This is a genomic window from Burkholderia sp. ABCPW 111, assembly GCF_000773065.1.
In the GTDB taxonomy this organism is placed as follows: Bacteria; Pseudomonadota; Gammaproteobacteria; order Burkholderiales; family Burkholderiaceae; genus Burkholderia; species Burkholderia savannae.
Map to the genome: position 1 here is coordinate 1 of NZ_JPWT01000135.1, position 15,011 is coordinate 15,011.

Genomic DNA, 15,011 nt, shown 5'->3' on the forward strand with positions numbered 1-15,011 from the left:
CGTTCACGCTCGGCGGGATGACGGGCGTGATGATGGCGATCCCCGGCGCGGACTTCGTGCTGCACAACAGCCTGTTCCTGATCGCGCACTTCCACAACGCGATCATCGGCGGCGTCGTGTTCGGCTATCTCGCGGGCTTCCATTACTGGTTCCCGAAGGCGTTCGGCTTCAAGCTCGACGAGAAGCTCGGCAAGCGCGCGTTCTGGTGCTGGTTCATCGGCTTCTACGTGTCGTTCGTGCCGCTTTATGTGCTCGGCTTCATGGGCATGACGCGCCGCCTGAATCATTACGACAACCCCGCATGGCATCCGTGGCTCATCGTCGCCGCGTGCGGCGTCGCGTTGATCGCGATCGGCGTGCTGCATCAGGTCGCGCAGGTGTGGGTCGCGGTGCGCAACCGCAACCAGCCCGCCTACCGCGACACGACGGGCGACCCGTGGGACGGCCGCACGCTCGAATGGGCGACGACGTCGCCGCCGCCCGTCTACAACTTCGCGGTGATCCCGACCGTGCACGCGCTCGACGAGCTCGCGTACCGCAAGGAACATGGCCTCGGTGTCGGCGCCGGCAAGAAGATCGTCTATCAGGACATCCACATGCCGTCGAACACGGGTGCGGGCTTCATCATCGGCATGTTCAGCCTCGTGCTCGGCTTCGCGCTCGTGTGGCACATCTGGTGGCTCGCGATCGCGTCGCTCGTCGGCATCGTCGCGACGGTGATCCTGTATAGCGCGGGCGACAACGACGGCTATTACATTCCGGCCGAAACGGTCCGCAAGATCGAGGAAAAGCGCACGGGCGCGCGCATGCCGGCGCAGCCGGCCGAAGTCGAACTGGAGGTCAACTGATGTCGCACAACACGATGATGCTCGACCACGCGGCATCGCACGATCATCCGCCGTCGCATTCGGTGTTCGGCTTCTGGCTGTACCTGATGACCGACTGCGTGCTCTTCGCGGCGCTGTTCGCGACGTTCGCGGTGCTCGGCAATCAGTTCGCGGGCGGCCCGACCGGCAAGGACCTGTTCGACATTCCAGGCGTCGCGCTCGAGACCGCCGCGCTGCTGCTTTCCAGCATCACGTACGGCTTCGCGATGATCGGCGCGCACAAGCGGCGGCGCGGCGCGGTGTTCGGCTGGCTCGCGGTGACGTTCGTGCTCGGCGCGGCGTTCCTCGCGATGGAGCTGCGCGAGTTCTCGCACCTGATCGCCGAAGGCGCGGGGCCGCAGCGCAGCGCGTTCCTGTCGTCGTTCTTCACGCTCGTCGGCACGCACGGGCTGCACGTGACGGCCGGCCTCGCGTGGATGATCGTGCTCGCCGCGCAGGCGCTGCGCCGCCCCGAGCTGACCGAGCGGGACATCCGCAGGCTCACCTGCCTGAGCCTCTTCTGGCACTTCCTCGACATCGTCTGGATCTGCGTGTTCTCCTTTGTCTATCTTGCGAGCGTGATCTGAATGGCACATACGCATCTTTCTCACGGCGATGAAGCGCACGGCACCATCGGCGGCTACATCGCGGGTTTCGTGCTGTCGGTGCTGCTGACGGCCGCGTCGTTCGGCCTCGTGATGGGCGGCGTGCTGCCGCCGCGCGAGACGCTCGTGTCGCTCGCCGTGCTCGCCACCGTGCAGATCGTCGTGCATCTCGTTTATTTCCTGCACATGAACACGTCGTCGAGCCAGCGCTGGAACGTGATGGCGTTCAGCTACACGGTGCTGACCGCGCTGATCCTGATCTTCGGCACGGTCTGGGTCATGCACAACGTCGGCATGAACATGATGTCCCGATAGACAAGCCTTGCGACAAGCCTCGCGACGGGTCTTGCCGCGCGTCGGCGATGCCGTCCCGCGCTGGACGGCATCGCTCTTGTTGCATGTTTGCCGCTTTGCTTGTTCGTTGCTCTCGCCGCGCCGGGCGCACGCGCCGATCCGGCCGTCTGCACGTGGTGCACGCGTTACCGGATTCGACGGCGCCGCGCGAGCCGATTTCGATTCGTTTTCGATTCGTGTTCCGAAGCGTCGGCGAACATGAGCGACGATCGACATTCGCATCGTCCGTCGCTTCGCCGACGCCATTGCAACCGCATGCGCACGTGCTCACGCTCGCGTCGTCGCGCGGGCCTCGGGCGCGGCGCCTGCGATCCGGCGACCGGTATCCGCGCCGCCGTTCGGCGGGCGAAGCGCGGGATACCGGCACCGGCGCCTCGATGTCTTTTTGTGCTATCGACTCCATGAACGACTCCTCCAACCCCATTCGCGTCGACGAGCCGATGCCGCACCGCAAGGTCATCCGCTCGTGGATCACGCCGTTCGGCGAGCGCGTGATCGTCCGCTCGATCGCGCTGCTCGTCGTCGATTATCTGCTGCTCCTCGCCGCGCTCGCAGGCGCGCTGCTCGCGCCGTCCAGCGTCGCGAAGATCGTCTGCGGCATGGCGGCCGGCTTCGTCACCGGCCGCCTCTTCATCATCGGCCACGACGCGTGCCATCAGAGCCTCACGCCGAATCACCGGCTCAACCGCTGGCTCGGCCGCATCGCGTTCCTGCCGTCGCTCACGCCATACAGCCTGTGGGAAGTCGGCCACAACGTCGTCCATCACGGCTACACGAACCTGAAGGGCTTCGATTTCGTGTGGGCGCCGCATACGCCGGACGAGTTCGCCGCGCTGTCGCCGACGCGGCGTTTTCTCGACCGCATCTATCGCAGCGGCTGGGCGCCGGGGCTCTACTATCTCGTCGAAATCTGGTGGCTGCGAATGTACTTTCCGGCGAAGGCCTACCTCGGCGCGTCGCGGCCGATATTCCGGCGCGACTGCCTGCTCGTCACGGGCTTCGCCGCGCTGTGGATCGGCGCGGTCGTCTGGATCGCCGCGGCGACGCATCAGTCGACGCTCCTGCTGCTCGTCACCGGCTTTGCCGTGCCGTTCCTGTTCTGGTGCTCGATGATCGGCTTCGTCGTCTACGTCCACCACACCGATCCGCGGATCTCGTGGCACGCGAACCGCGCCGAATGGTCGCGCGCGGCGCCGTTCGTGTCGACGACGCTGCACCTGACGTTTCCGTTCGGCATCGGCGGGCTGCTGCATCACATCATGGAGCACACCGCGCATCACGTCGACATGAGCATCCCGCTGTACGGGCTGAAGGGCGCGCAGGCGAAGCTCGAAGCAATGCTGCCGGGGCGCATCGTCGTGCAGCGCTTCGGCTGGCGCTGGTATTTCGACACCGCGCGGCGCTGCAAGCTCTACGACACCGAGCGCAAGTGCTGGACCGATTATCGCGGCCGCGCGACGAGCGACGCGCATCTGCGCGCAGACGCGCCGATGGCGGATCAGCGGCCGGGCGGCGCGCAAGGCGGCGCGGGCGGCTCGGCCCGACCGAACGGCGCATGATGCGCGCGGCGCGCGCGGCCGGTCGCATCCGCCGCGCGCGCCGCTATCGCGAAGCGGCGCCGGTCGCCCTTGCGCCGAGCGGCACCGGCGCGCCTCAAAACGAAACCGGCCGCTTGTGCGGCCGGTCGATTCGAGCACATCGCGACGAGCGGCGAGCCGCCCGTCGAATGCGTTACTTGAGCGTCACGGGCACGCTGAAGTATTTCTTCGCGAAGCCGTCGATCGTGCCGTCGGCCTTCAGGTCCTTCAGCGCCTGATTGACCGCGTTCTTCAACTGCGCGTCGCCCTTGCGCAGACCGAAGCCGACGCCCGTGCCGAGGATCTCGGCGTCGCTCACGTGATCGCCCGCGAACGCGAAGCCCGCGCCCTGCGGCTTCGACAGAAAGCCCTTCGCGCCCGCTTCCGAATCCTGGAACGTCGCGTCGAGGCGGCCCGACTTCAGGTCTTCGTACGCGAGATCCTGCGTCTGGTACGGCACGACTTCGACGCCCGCCGGCGCCCAGCGCTTCTTCGCGTACGCTTCCTGGATCGTGCCCTGCAGCACGCCGATGCGCTTGCCCTTCAGCGACGCGGTCGTCGGCAGCAGGCCGCTGCCCTTCTTCGCGATCAGCTGGTTCGGAATCGTGTAGATCGGATCGGTGAAGTCGATCGCCTTGCGACGCTGCTCGGTGATCGTCATGTCGGAGTTGATCGCGTCGAACTTGCGCGCCTGCAACGCCGGGATCAGCCCGTCGAACGCGTTCTCGACCCACACGCACTTGACCTTCAGCTTCGCGCACACCGCGTTGCCGATGTCGATGTCGAAGCCCGCCAGCTTGCCGTCCGGCATCTTGTATTCGAACGGCGCATACGACGCCTCGACGCCGAAGCGGATTTCCTTCAGGTCGGCGCCAAACGCGCTGCCCGCCTCCAGCGCCGCGGCCGTCGCGACCGCGAACACGGCCATCTTCCGCCAGTTCAACTTCATCAGGTGTTCTCCTCGCTTTGAACGAACAATGTCAGTCAACGACCGGACCGCCGCATCATTGCAGCGCCGAAATTTCCGGACAATCGCGCGGGTCGGCCGTGATGCGGCGCAACAGCCGCAAGGTCGCGATTGTACCGTCTCGCGCGCCCCGAGCCGTCGAACGCTCGCTCGCGCGGCGCCGCATCGAATGGGGGGCGCGTCGAACGGAAGTTGCAAGACGATGTCGCAATCGCGCAAGGCATGCGCCGGAACGCGCGGCGATCGCGCCCGGCTACGCGGCGCAGGCGTCGGCGGCGCGTTTCGCCTCGATGCACTCGCCGTGCCGCGCGAGCCGCCCGCCGCGCGACGTCGGCCGATAGCCGCGCGTCGAGCGCGCGCACAGCCGCCGCCCGGGCTCCGCTCGATGCGCCGCACCGCGCGGAACACGGTGGGCGCGTCGAGGTTCATCCGGCGCGCCGCTTGCGCGAGCGTGCCCGCGCGCACGAGCGCGAGCGAGCGCCGCCTGCGTGTCGATGGCCGTCGGTTCATATCGCGTTTCCACACGCATCGTTTCGCGCCTTTTCCGTTATCGTCGAGTGCGTCGCCGCTATTCGAGCGACGTATCCCGGGCGCGCCTTCGAGCGCCGCCCGCCGCCTTCGACCTATCGTCAACACGAGGAAACGCTCGCTCATGAAGCTCTATTACACGCCCGGCGCCTGTTCGCTCGCCATTCGCATCGCGCTCACGGAAGCCGGCCTGCCGTTCGAAGCCGTCAGGGTCGATCTGTCCAAACATCGGATCGCCGGCGACGGCGGCGACTTCCACGCGGTATCGCCGCGCGGCTACGTGCCGCTCCTCGAGCTCGACGACGGCACGCGCCACACCGAAGCGGCCGCGCTGCTGCAGCGCGTCGGCGATCTCGCGCCCACCGGCGCGCTGATTCCCGCGCACGGCACGCCGGCGCGCTACGAGGTGATCGAATGGTTGACGTTCGTCAGCTCCGAGCTGCACAAGACGTACAGTCCGTGGCTCTTTCACGACGACACCGCCGAGTCGACGCGGCGTCAATGCCTCGACAAGCTCGATCGACGCCTGAACGAAGTCGACGCGCATCTCGCGACGCGCGAATATCTGAGCGCGAGCGGCTTCACGGTCGCCGACGCGTATTTGTTCGCGGTCGCGAACTGGTCGAATTTTCTGCGCATTCCGCTCGCGCCGTATCCGCATCTCGTCGCGCTGATGGAGCGGATCGCCGCGCGGCCGAAGGTCAAGGAAGCGCTGGCGGCGGAAGGGCTCGACCGCTGAATGCGCGAGGCGCCGGGTTGCGCCGGGCCGAGCCGGGCCAAGGTCCGGCCGGACCGCATCGGGCCCGGCCCGCGCTTCACGCGAGCGACGCGTGCGTGTCGCGCGTCGTCTCGATGACGAGAAGCCCCGCTCGCAGGCCGGGCTTCACGGCCGGATTCGGGAACACGATGCGCTCCTCGGCATGACGCACCGCGTAGCGGTAGTCGCCGTCGCGCGCGAGCAGCGTGCCCTGCGCGAACGGCGTGAAGTTCGGCACGTCCTTCGCGACGAGGAGCTCGAGCGCGTCGCTTTGCTTCGTGATCTGGTCGACGACCGTGAACACGCGCGGCAGCGGCCCGCGCGGCGCGTCCCGGCGGCCGGAGACGAGGCCGCGCACCGCCGCGTCGGCGAGCGCGAAGCGCGCGAGATCGTTCGCGCCGAACGGCATCACCTTGCCGAGTTCGAGCGTGCACGCGAGCGCGCCGCACGTCGCCGCGGTGAAGTGCGAAAATGTGCTGCCCTTCGCCGTATGCAGCAGCACCGCGGCGATCCCCGCCTCGCCGAGCCACTCGAACATCGTGCGCGTCGGCGGCTCGCCCGTGTGCGGCAGCAGCGCGAACTGCTCGAACACCGACGCGCGAATCGCCGTGTGCATGTCGATGTGCCAGCGCGCGCCCCTCGCGCGGCCCGCCGTCGCGAAGAAGGCCGACGCGGCCGCCTCCAGCTGCGCCGCGCGCGGCGCCTCGCGGCTCGCCGCGAGCTGCGCGTGGCGAGCGCCGAAGAGCCGGTTCAGGTCATCGTCGAGATAGCGCTCGCCCGCGCGCATCGCGCCCGGATTGCCGAGCGCGACGAGGAGGCGACAGCGCAGCGGCAGCGCGCCGCGCGCGAGATCGCGCACGAGCATCGACAGCAGCTCGATCGGCGCCGTCTCGTCGCCGTGCACGCCCGCCGATACGAGCACGCTTTGCCTCGCCAGCGCCGCGTCGGCGGGCTCGAGCTGCAGCAGCCCGTCGCCGAGCCAGCGCCAGCGCACCGCCGCACGCGCCGCGCATTCGCCCGCTTCCGCGCGCGGCTTTTCGCCCGCGAGCGTCAGCGCGAGGAAATCGTCGAGCCACGCGGCGTCGTCGCCGCGATCAGCGCTGGAAGTCATAGAGCGAGCCGAGGCCGAGGATCTGCGTCAGCGCATCGAGCGCGGTGCGCGATTCGTCGAGCAGCGCGGGATCGGCGAGATCGAGGGGCGACAGCCGGTCGCGGTAGTGCTTGTCGATCCACGCGTCGAGCGACGCGAACAGCGCGTCGTTGATCCATACGTTCGACTTCACCGCCGCGCGCTCCGCATCGGTCAGCACGACGCGCAGCCGCAGGCACGCGGGCCCGCCGCCGTTCTTCATGCTCTCGCGCAGATCGAACACGCGCACGTCGCGAATCGGCCCGTTACCGGCGACGAGCGCGTCGAGATACGCGGACACGTTCGCGTTCTCGCGGCATTCCTGCGGCACGACGAGCAACTGCCGGCCGTCGTCGCGCGTCAGCAGCTGGCTGTTGAACAGGTACGAGCCGACCGCGTCGGCGACGCTCACCGCGCGATCCGGCACCTCGATCACGTTCAGCTGCGCGCCGAGCGCGCCGAGCGATGCGGTGAGCGCGTCGTACACCGCCTGCCTGTCGACGAACGCGCGCTCGTGGCAGAACAGCGTGTCGCGATTGCCGACCGCGATCACGTCGTTGTGGAACACGCCCGCGTCGATCACGTCCGGGCTCTGCTGCGCGTAGATCGTCGCCTCCTCGCGCAGGCCGTGGCGATGCGCGACCGCGCGGCTCGCCTCGAACGTCTGGCGCGCGGGAAAGCGCGTCGGCTCCGGCCCGCGGCGGAATTCGGCGCGGCCGTACACGAAGAATTCGACGCCGTGCGCGCCGTATTCCGCGCAAAAGCGCGTGTGATTCGCCGCGCCCTCGTCGCCGAGCGCGGGCGTGCCGGGCAGCGCGTCGTGCACCGCGAAGCGCGCTTCGTCCGCGAAGATCGCGGCGAGCGTGCGACGCGTCGATTCGTGCTCGATCGCGCGATGCAGCTTGCTGCACAGATTCGCCGGCGTGAAGTGCACTCGGCCGTCGCTCGTGTCGGCGGACGGGCTCACCGTCGCCGCGTTCGCGGTCCACATCGCGGACGCCGAGCTCGCGGCGGCGAGCATCTCGGGCGCCTGCTTCGCAGCCTTCGCGATCACGTCGGCGTCCTTGCCGGAGAAGCCGAGCTCGCGCAAGAGGCGCAGCGACGGCCGCTCCTGCGGCGGCAGCACGCCCTGCGCGAAACCGAGCTCGGCGAGCTGCTTCATCTTGCGCAGCCCCTGCTTCGCGGCCGCCTTCGGGTTCGCGTCGGATTTCTCGTTCGACAGCGACGCGACGTTGCCGAACGACAGCCCCGCATAGTTATGGGTCGGGCCGACGAGCCCGTCGAAATTGGCTTCTTTAGCGTTCATCGTCGTATCCTGCTCAGAAATGAAGGCCCGGCGAGAGGCTCGCGGGCATCTGCAATTGCGCGCTCTCGACCGACGCCATCGGATACGCGCAGTAATCGGCCGCGTAGTACGCGCTCGGGCGATGGTTGCCGGAGCGGCCCGCGCCGCCGAACGGCGCCGACGACGACGCGCCGTTGGTCGGCCGGTTCCAGTTCACGATGCCGGCGCGGATCGCGCGGCGGAACGTGTCCCAGGCTTTTTCGTCGTCGGCGAGCAGGCCCGCCGACAGGCCGAACGCGGTGTCGTTCGCGCGCGCTATCGCGTCGTCGAGATCCGTATAGCGAATGATCTGCGCGAGCGGGCCGAAATGCTCTTCGTCGGGCAGCTCGCGCACGTTCGTCACGTCGAGAATCGACGCGTTGACGAAGCCGAGCGCGGAATCGCGCTGCTTCATCTCGACGATGGGCGCAGCGCCCCGCTCGACGAGCTTCGCCTGCGCGGCGACGAGACGCGACGCCGCGCGCGCCGAGATCACCGCGCCCATGAACGGCTGCGGATCGGCGTCGTAGACGTCGGCCGTGATCTTCGACGTGACGTCCGCGAAGCGCGCGAGGAAGCGATCGCCGAACGCGCCGTGCGGCACGAGAATCCGGCGCGCGCACGTGCAGCGCTGCCCCGCCGACAGGAACGCCGACTGGATCGCGTGATGCACCGCCGCGTCGATATCCTCGACGTCGGCGACGACGAGCGGATTGTTGCCGCCCATCTCGAGCGCGAGCACGATCTCCGGCCGGCCGCCGAACTGCCGGTGCAGCAGCGTGCCCGTGTCGGAGCTGCCGGTGAAGAAGAGCCCATCGATCTGCCGATGGTTCGCGAGCGCGACGCCCGTGTCCTTCTCGCCCTGCACGAGATTGAGCACGCCGGCGGGCAGCCCCGCGTCGCGCCAGATCTCGACGGTGGCGCGCGCGACGCCGGGCGCGAGCTCAGACGGCTTGAACACGACGGCATTGCCCGCGATGAGCGCCGGCACGATATGCCCGTTCGGCAAGTGGCCGGGGAAGTTGTATGGACCGAACACCGCGACGACGCCATGCGGACGATGCCGCAGCACCGCGACGCCGTCGCCCATCGGCGTGCGCCTTTCGCCCGTGCGCTCGTGGTACGCGGCGATCGAGATGTCGACCTTCGCGGCCATCGACGCGACCTCGGTGCGCGCCTCCCACAGCGGCTTGCCGGTCTCGCGGCCGATCATCGTCGCGAGCGCTTCCTTGCGCTCGACGAGAAGCGCGGCGAAGCGCTTGACGATCGCGCAACGCGCGTCGAGATCGAGCGCCGACCACGAAGCGAATGCGCGCCGCGCGCTCGCGACCGCGCGGTCGACGTCGTGCGCCGACGCGCTCGCGCCTTCCCACACGCGCTCGTTCGTGCCGGGGTTGCGCGACGCGAAGACGGCTCCCGCGCCGTCGACCCAGGCGCCGTCGATGAAGAGTTCAGTCATGTCCGTTATCTCTGTTTGGGTTTGAGCGGCAATACGCGCACGAGATCGCCCGCGCTCACGCGCAGCGCGGCGGCATCGTCGGCCGACAGCATGAACGCGCCGTCCTCGACGAGCCCCGGCGCGACGCCGACGCGAAAATCGGTGAGCGACGTGTTCGACACGAGCGAGCGCGGTGCTTCGTCGCGTCCGTCGCCCCCATCACGCCCGTCGCGCCCGGCGCTCGCGCCGATCGCGACCGGCACGACGACGCTCTCGCGCACCGTGCGCAGATCCGAGACGTGGCATTCGAGCACGGGGCCCGCATCGAAGATGTCGACGTGGTTCTGATAGCGCAGCCCTTCCGCTTCGAGCATCTTGCGCGCGGGCAGCGTGTCGCGATGCGTGAGCCCGATCACGTCCTGCGCGTCCCGCGGCAGCAGGTCGACGTAGACTGGAAAGCGCGGCATCAGTTCCGCGAGGAACGACTTGCGGCCGTGCGAGCTCAGATAATCGGCGGCGTTGAAATCGATCTGATAGAAGTGCGATCCGACCGCGCGCCAGAACGGCGACGTGCCGTCGTCGTCGAAGTGCCCGCGCAGCTCCGCGCAGATGCGCTCCGGAAAGCGTTCGCGGAACTGCGCGATGAACATGAAGCGCGAGCGCGACAGCAGGCCGCCTACGCCGCCCGTCCGGTAGCGCGGGCTCAGGAACAGCGAGCACACTTCCGCGTAGCCCGTCAGGTCGTGCGAGATGTTCAGCAGCGACATCTTCGTCCACACGCCGAGATCCTGGCTCGCGTGGACGACCGTGCTCACGCGATAGTTGTAGAACGGCTGCGCGAGGCCGACTTCGGTTTCGATTCCGCACACGCCGGCGATGTCGCCCGACTGCGAATCTTCCATCACGAAGAAATAGCCGGCCTCGGCGGGCGTCGCGCAATTCTCGAGCGTGCGGCGCGTGCGCTCGATTCGCGCGGCGAGCGCGTCGCGGTCCGGCTTGAACGTGGTGAGCCCCGGTCCGGTTTCCTGCGCGAGCGAGACGAGCGCATCCACGTCGCCCGTTTGTACGACCCGAACGACGATCATGCTGCGTCTCCTGGTTGGTCCGACGGTTGGCCGTCGCGCTGATGCAGCGGCACGCAGCGCACCGTGTCGCCGTCGGCGACGCCGAGCGCCGCGCGCGCCTCGGCGGGCAGCGGCGCGTCGGCGCTGTCGGCGGGCAGATCGGCGAGCACGCAGCGAAACGCGTCGCCGCGCCCGCTCGAGAGCAGATACGTGGTGTCGCCCTGCGCGCGCGCCGCCTCGCGCACCGTGCGCTCGGCGTGCTTCGTCACGCACGCGGTGCGGTCGACCTGCGCGGTCAGCACGGGGCCGGCGTCGAAGATGTCGACGTAGCGGTCCGGCTCGAAGCCCTCCTCGAGGTGGATGTCGTACGCGAGGAGCGCGTGCTCGCTCGGCTCGCCGAGCACGCGCTGCGCGGCCTCGGGCAGCAGCGGCACGTAAAGCGGATAGGTCGGCATCACTTCGGCGATGAACGTGCGGCTGCGGCCGCCCGACTCGATCTCGACCGCGGCGAAGTCGCGCCCGAAGAACTTGCGGCCGACCGCCTCCCAGAACGGCGACGCGCCCGTCTCGTCGGTGACGCCGAGCAACAGCGAGAACACCTCGGGCGTGAAGCGGCTGCGGTTCGCCGCGATGTACATCATCCGTGCGCGCGAGATCAGATGCGCGGCGGCGTCGCCGCGCAGCGACGGATCGACGTAGAAGCCGGCGAGCCGGCTCTTGCCCGTCAATTCGTGCGACATCGTGAGCGCATGGATCTTGCGGTTCACGTGCAGCTCGCGCGACGCGTGGATCAGCGCGTCGTTGCGGAACGCGTAGAACGGCTCCGAATAGCCGGCCGCGGCGACGATGCTCGCGGTGCCGAGCAGCTTGCCCGTCGCGCTGTCCTCGAGCACGAACAGATAGAACTCCTCGCCGGGGAAGTCGACTTCCGCGCGAAACGAGTCCTCGGAAAGCGCGACGCGCGCTTCGAGCGCCGCGCGGTCGTGCGGCAGCGAGTGCAGCACGGGTTGCGCGGTGCGCGCCATCTGCGCGAGCGCGTCGAGATCGGCGAGTCTGCCGGGGCGTACGAAGAGCATCGTCGTTCCTGTCTACGTCAGCATTACTACGTCAGCGATATGGGCCGCTTGGGCGCTGCTTAGGGGCTGCTTAGGGGCTGCTCAGCGCGGCGCGGCTTCGGCCTGCGCGGCGAGCACCTGCTCGACCGCCTTCTCGAAGCGCGCGAGGCCTTCGTCGAGCACGTCGAGCGGAATCACGAGCGACGGCGCGAAGCGCAGCACGTTCGGGCCGGCGATCAGCATGATCACGCCATGGTCGGCCGCGGCCGACACGAAATCCTTCGCGCGGCCGTCGAACGCGTCGACGAGCTCCGCGCCGATCAGCAGGCCCTTGCCGCGAACTTCCTTGAAGAGCTTGAAGCGCGCGTCGATTTTCTCGAGCGTGGCCGTGAGGCGCGCGCTGCGCTCCTTGACGCCTTCGAGGAGCGCCGGATCGCTGACGAGCTCGACGACCTTCTCGGCGATCGCCGACGCGAGCGGATTGCCGCCGTACGTCGTGCCGTGCACGCCGACCTTGAAGTGCGCGGCGAGCTCTTTCGTCGTGAGCATCGCGCCGATCGGGAAGCCGTTGCCGAGCGCCTTCGCGGTGGTCAGGATGTCGGGCGTGACGCCCGTGTCCATGTACGCGTAGAAGTGGCCGGTGCGGCCGACGCCCGTTTGCACCTCGTCGAAGATGAGGAGCGCGCCGTGCGCGTCGCATGCTTCGCGCAGCGCCTCGAGGAACGCGGGATCGGCGGGGATCACGCCGCCCTCGCCCTGGATCGGCTCGACGATCACGGCGCAGGTCTTCGGGCCGATCGCGGCCTTTGCGGCGGCGATGTCGTTGTACGGCAGGTGCCGGATGCCTTCGGGCACGGGGCCGAAGCCTTCCGAATACTTCGATTGTCCGCCGACGCTGACGGTGAAGAACGTGCGGCCGTGGAACGACTGGAGGAACGACACGATCTCGTACTTGTCGGCGCCGTGTCGCTCGAACGCGACTCGGCGCGCGAGCTTGAGGGCGGCCTCGTTGGCTTCGGCGCCGGAGTTCGCGAAGAACGCGCGATCGGCGAACGTGAGCGATTCGAGGCGCTTCGCGAGGCGCAGGACGGGCTCGTTCGTGTAGCCGTTGCCGATGTGCCAGAGCTTGCGGCCTTGCTCGTCGAGGACCTTGAGGAGCTCCGGATGACCGTGGCCGAGCGCGGTGACGGCGATGCCGCCCGCGAAATCGACGTAGTCGCGGCCTTCCGTGTCCCACACGCGCGAGCCTTCGCCGCGCTCAGGCACGAACGGCGCGGGGGCGAACACCGGCACCATCACTTCATCGAAAGTCTGACGGGACACGTTCGGGCTCTTCATGACGATTCCTTTCGTTTCGTAAGAGGTAACAGATTCAAGTTTAGGCAACGCCGCGCGATGCGTCTTGCGCAATTGCGACGCGATTTGTCGGATGGGGTTCTTTTGCCCTTTTCGGCGGGCGACGGTTTTTTGTCGGTTGTTTGGCGTATGTGTGTGTCGTGAATGGCCTGTGATGTTTGCGGTCTGTGAGCGTCGCCCCTCCCCGGGGCGGGGGTCACTTTTCTTTGTCTTGCCAAAGAAAAGTAACCTAAAGAAAGGCGCTTTTTCGGCCCAGGCCTAAGGCGACATGCTCGTTCGTGTCGGCACGGCCCCCAACGTGTCGCGTCGCACCGGAACGCGGAGCGGATCGCGCGGGGGCCGTGTCGTCGCATCGCCCGCCGGCTCCTTTTTCGCTGCGCTCGGACGATGGGCACATCAAGGCGCGAGCCTCGGATTTGGATAATTGGCATACCTTGAGATTGGCGGCATGCGTCGTGCGGGGCGAGCCGTGACATGAAAGAGTGGTTTGCAGCGAAGTGAGCGGTGAAGCTGGCGAGAAGAGCGAACGCAGCTCCCTTTGCTGTCCGCCGAAGGACGCGCCTTTCTTTTGGTTACTTTTCTTTGGCAAGATAAAGAAAAGTAACCCCCGCCCCGGGGAGGGGCGACGCTCACAGACCGCAAACATCACAGGCCATTCACGACACACACACATACGCCAAACAACCGACAAAAAAACCGCAACGAAGAAAGCGCCCCCAAGGACTGCTCACGCTCAGTCCCGAGCCGGCGGCCGCTCCACCAAGGCCCCCGCGCGAGGCGGCTCGGCGCCCCCCTTCCCGTGCTGCTTCTCGAGCCACGCGCGCCGATCCTCGCGCGGCGTGACGCCGAAGCGCTCCCGATAGGCATTCGAAAAATGCGCCGCCGAAGAAAACCCGCACGCGAGACTCACCTGCACGACCGACTTGCTCGTGCGCTGCAACTGCGTGCGCGCCTTCAGCAACCGCAAATTCAGGTAATACTTCGACGGCATCGCGCCGAGATACTGTCTGAAGAGTCGCTCGAGCTGCCGCCGCGACACGCCGACGAGCCCCGCGATCTCGTCCGTCGTCAGCGGGTCCTCGACATTCGCCTCCATCAGCAGCAGCGCATCGTTCAATCGCGGGTGCCGCTCGCCCGGCGCCGTCACGAACGGAATCCGCTGGCGCTCCTCGCCGCTGCGAAGCGGCCCCGTGCCGAGCGCGTCCGCAACCCGCTCCGCCAGCTCCGGCCCCTGATCGCGGCCGATCATCGCCAGCATGAAATCAACGCTCGCCTGGCCGCCCGCGCACGTCGCGCGATCGCGGTCGATCTCGAAGATCTGCTGCGTGACGATCGAACGCTCGAATTGCTCCGCGAACTGCTGGTAAGTCTCCCAGTTCACGCTCACCCGGTAGCCCGACAACTGCCCCGCCATCGCGAGCCACCACACGCCGTGATGAATGCCCGTCACGAGCGGCGTGCGCTGGCCGACCCGCGCGAGGCTCGCGAGAAAGAGCCGGTAATCGGCGAACTGCTGGAACCGCTCGCTGACGACGATCAGCCAGTCGCAGACGATCGCATCGTTGAACGCGGCGTCCGCGTGCCACTGCGCGCCGCCCGCGAGCGGCACCGCGCGGCCGTCCCACGAGCACACCTGCCAGCGGTACAACAGGCGCGCGTCGATCTCGTTCGCGAGATTCAACGCGTCGACGATCGGCCCCACGCCCGACATCGACACGGGCGGCAACGCGACGATCGCCACCTGTATCGTGCGGGCGGGATTCGCTGGACGATTCACGGACGTCACGACCTGCCGCGTCGACCGTTACTTGAGGCTGCCCGACAGGAACTGCCTCAGGCGCTCGCTTTGCGGACGCCCGAGCACGTCGGCCGGATCGCCCTCTTCCTCGGTGCGCCCCTGGTGCAGGAACATCACGTGGTTCGACACGTTGCGCGCGAAGCCCATCTCGTGCGTGACGACGATCATCGTGCGCCCTTCCTCCGCGAGCTTC

Annotated in this window: 12 protein-coding genes and 2 pseudogenes; 5 read left to right on the forward strand and 9 right to left on the reverse strand. The window is 68.1% G+C overall.

Annotated elements, in window-relative coordinates:
• From X946_RS29005 to X946_RS29020, 4 genes and pseudogenes are all read left to right on the forward strand, one after another.
• A partial coding sequence (locus X946_RS29005; RefSeq protein ID WP_038755313.1) for a cbb3-type cytochrome c oxidase subunit I occupies positions 1 to 848 on the forward strand: 848 nt, incomplete at its 5' end.
• Complete coding sequence (cyoC, locus tag X946_RS29010; RefSeq protein ID WP_038755315.1) at positions 848 to 1,453, forward strand: cytochrome o ubiquinol oxidase subunit III; 606 nt, start codon at positions 848 to 850, stop codon at positions 1,451 to 1,453. The genes X946_RS29005 and cyoC, both read left to right, overlap by 1 nt.
• A complete protein-coding gene (gene cyoD, locus X946_RS29015; protein WP_038755318.1) occupies positions 1,454 to 1,786 on the forward strand; it encodes a cytochrome o ubiquinol oxidase subunit IV in 333 nt (110 codons plus the stop codon).
• A gap of 294 nt (positions 1,787 to 2,080) precedes the next feature.
• Positions 2,081 to 3,384: pseudogene (locus X946_RS29020) on the forward strand (fatty acid desaturase).
• A 172-nt stretch (positions 3,385 to 3,556) separates the two neighbouring features.
• Here X946_RS29020 and X946_RS29025 read toward each other — a convergent pair.
• On the reverse strand, positions 3,557 to 4,351 hold the full coding sequence (locus tag X946_RS29025) for an ABC transporter substrate-binding protein (protein WP_038755339.1): 795 nt from the start codon (positions 4,349 to 4,351) through the stop codon (positions 3,557 to 3,559).
• A 670-nt stretch (positions 4,352 to 5,021) separates the two neighbouring features.
• Between X946_RS29025 and gstA the strand changes: the two genes are divergently transcribed.
• Positions 5,022 to 5,636, forward strand: coding sequence for a glutathione transferase GstA (gene gstA / locus X946_RS29030; protein WP_038755382.1), 615 nt, complete (start codon positions 5,022 to 5,024; stop codon positions 5,634 to 5,636).
• A 76-nt stretch (positions 5,637 to 5,712) separates the two neighbouring features.
• On the opposite strand, the gene astE is transcribed toward gstA, so the two are convergent.
• From astE to X946_RS29070, 8 genes and pseudogenes are all read right to left on the reverse strand, one after another.
• On the reverse strand, positions 5,713 to 6,765 hold the full coding sequence (astE, locus tag X946_RS29035) for a succinylglutamate desuccinylase (protein WP_038755351.1): 1,053 nt from the start codon (positions 6,763 to 6,765) through the stop codon (positions 5,713 to 5,715).
• On the reverse strand, positions 6,749 to 8,089 hold the full coding sequence (gene astB, locus X946_RS29040; RefSeq protein ID WP_038755365.1) for an N-succinylarginine dihydrolase: 1,341 nt from the start codon (positions 8,087 to 8,089) through the stop codon (positions 6,749 to 6,751). The genes astE and astB overlap by 17 nt, the downstream gene beginning before the upstream one ends.
• Positions 8,090 to 8,102: 13 nt before the next feature.
• A complete protein-coding gene (gene astD / locus X946_RS29045; RefSeq protein ID WP_038755370.1) occupies positions 8,103 to 9,566 on the reverse strand; it encodes a succinylglutamate-semialdehyde dehydrogenase in 1,464 nt (487 codons plus the stop codon).
• A gap of 5 nt (positions 9,567 to 9,571) precedes the next feature.
• A complete protein-coding gene (gene astA / locus X946_RS29050; RefSeq protein WP_038755372.1) occupies positions 9,572 to 10,630 on the reverse strand; it encodes an arginine N-succinyltransferase in 1,059 nt (352 codons plus the stop codon).
• Entirely contained in the window at positions 10,627 to 11,685 is a 1,059-nt protein-coding gene (gene aruF, locus X946_RS29055) for an arginine/ornithine succinyltransferase subunit alpha (RefSeq protein WP_038755374.1), read from the reverse strand. Before aruF ends, astA begins: the two co-directional genes overlap by 4 nt.
• Before the next feature lie 81 nt (positions 11,686 to 11,766).
• A complete protein-coding gene (locus X946_RS29060; RefSeq protein ID WP_038755376.1) occupies positions 11,767 to 13,002 on the reverse strand; it encodes an aspartate aminotransferase family protein in 1,236 nt (411 codons plus the stop codon).
• 751 nt (positions 13,003 to 13,753) lie between these two features.
• Positions 13,754 to 14,797 (reverse strand): GlxA family transcriptional regulator, encoded by a 1,044-nt coding sequence (locus X946_RS29065; protein ID WP_038755384.1) that lies wholly within the window; start codon positions 14,795 to 14,797, stop codon positions 13,754 to 13,756.
• Positions 14,798 to 14,824: 27 nt separating this feature from the next.
• Positions 14,825 to 15,011 (reverse strand): annotated as a pseudogene (locus X946_RS29070) (histidine/lysine/arginine/ornithine ABC transporter ATP-binding protein); the annotation flags it as partial.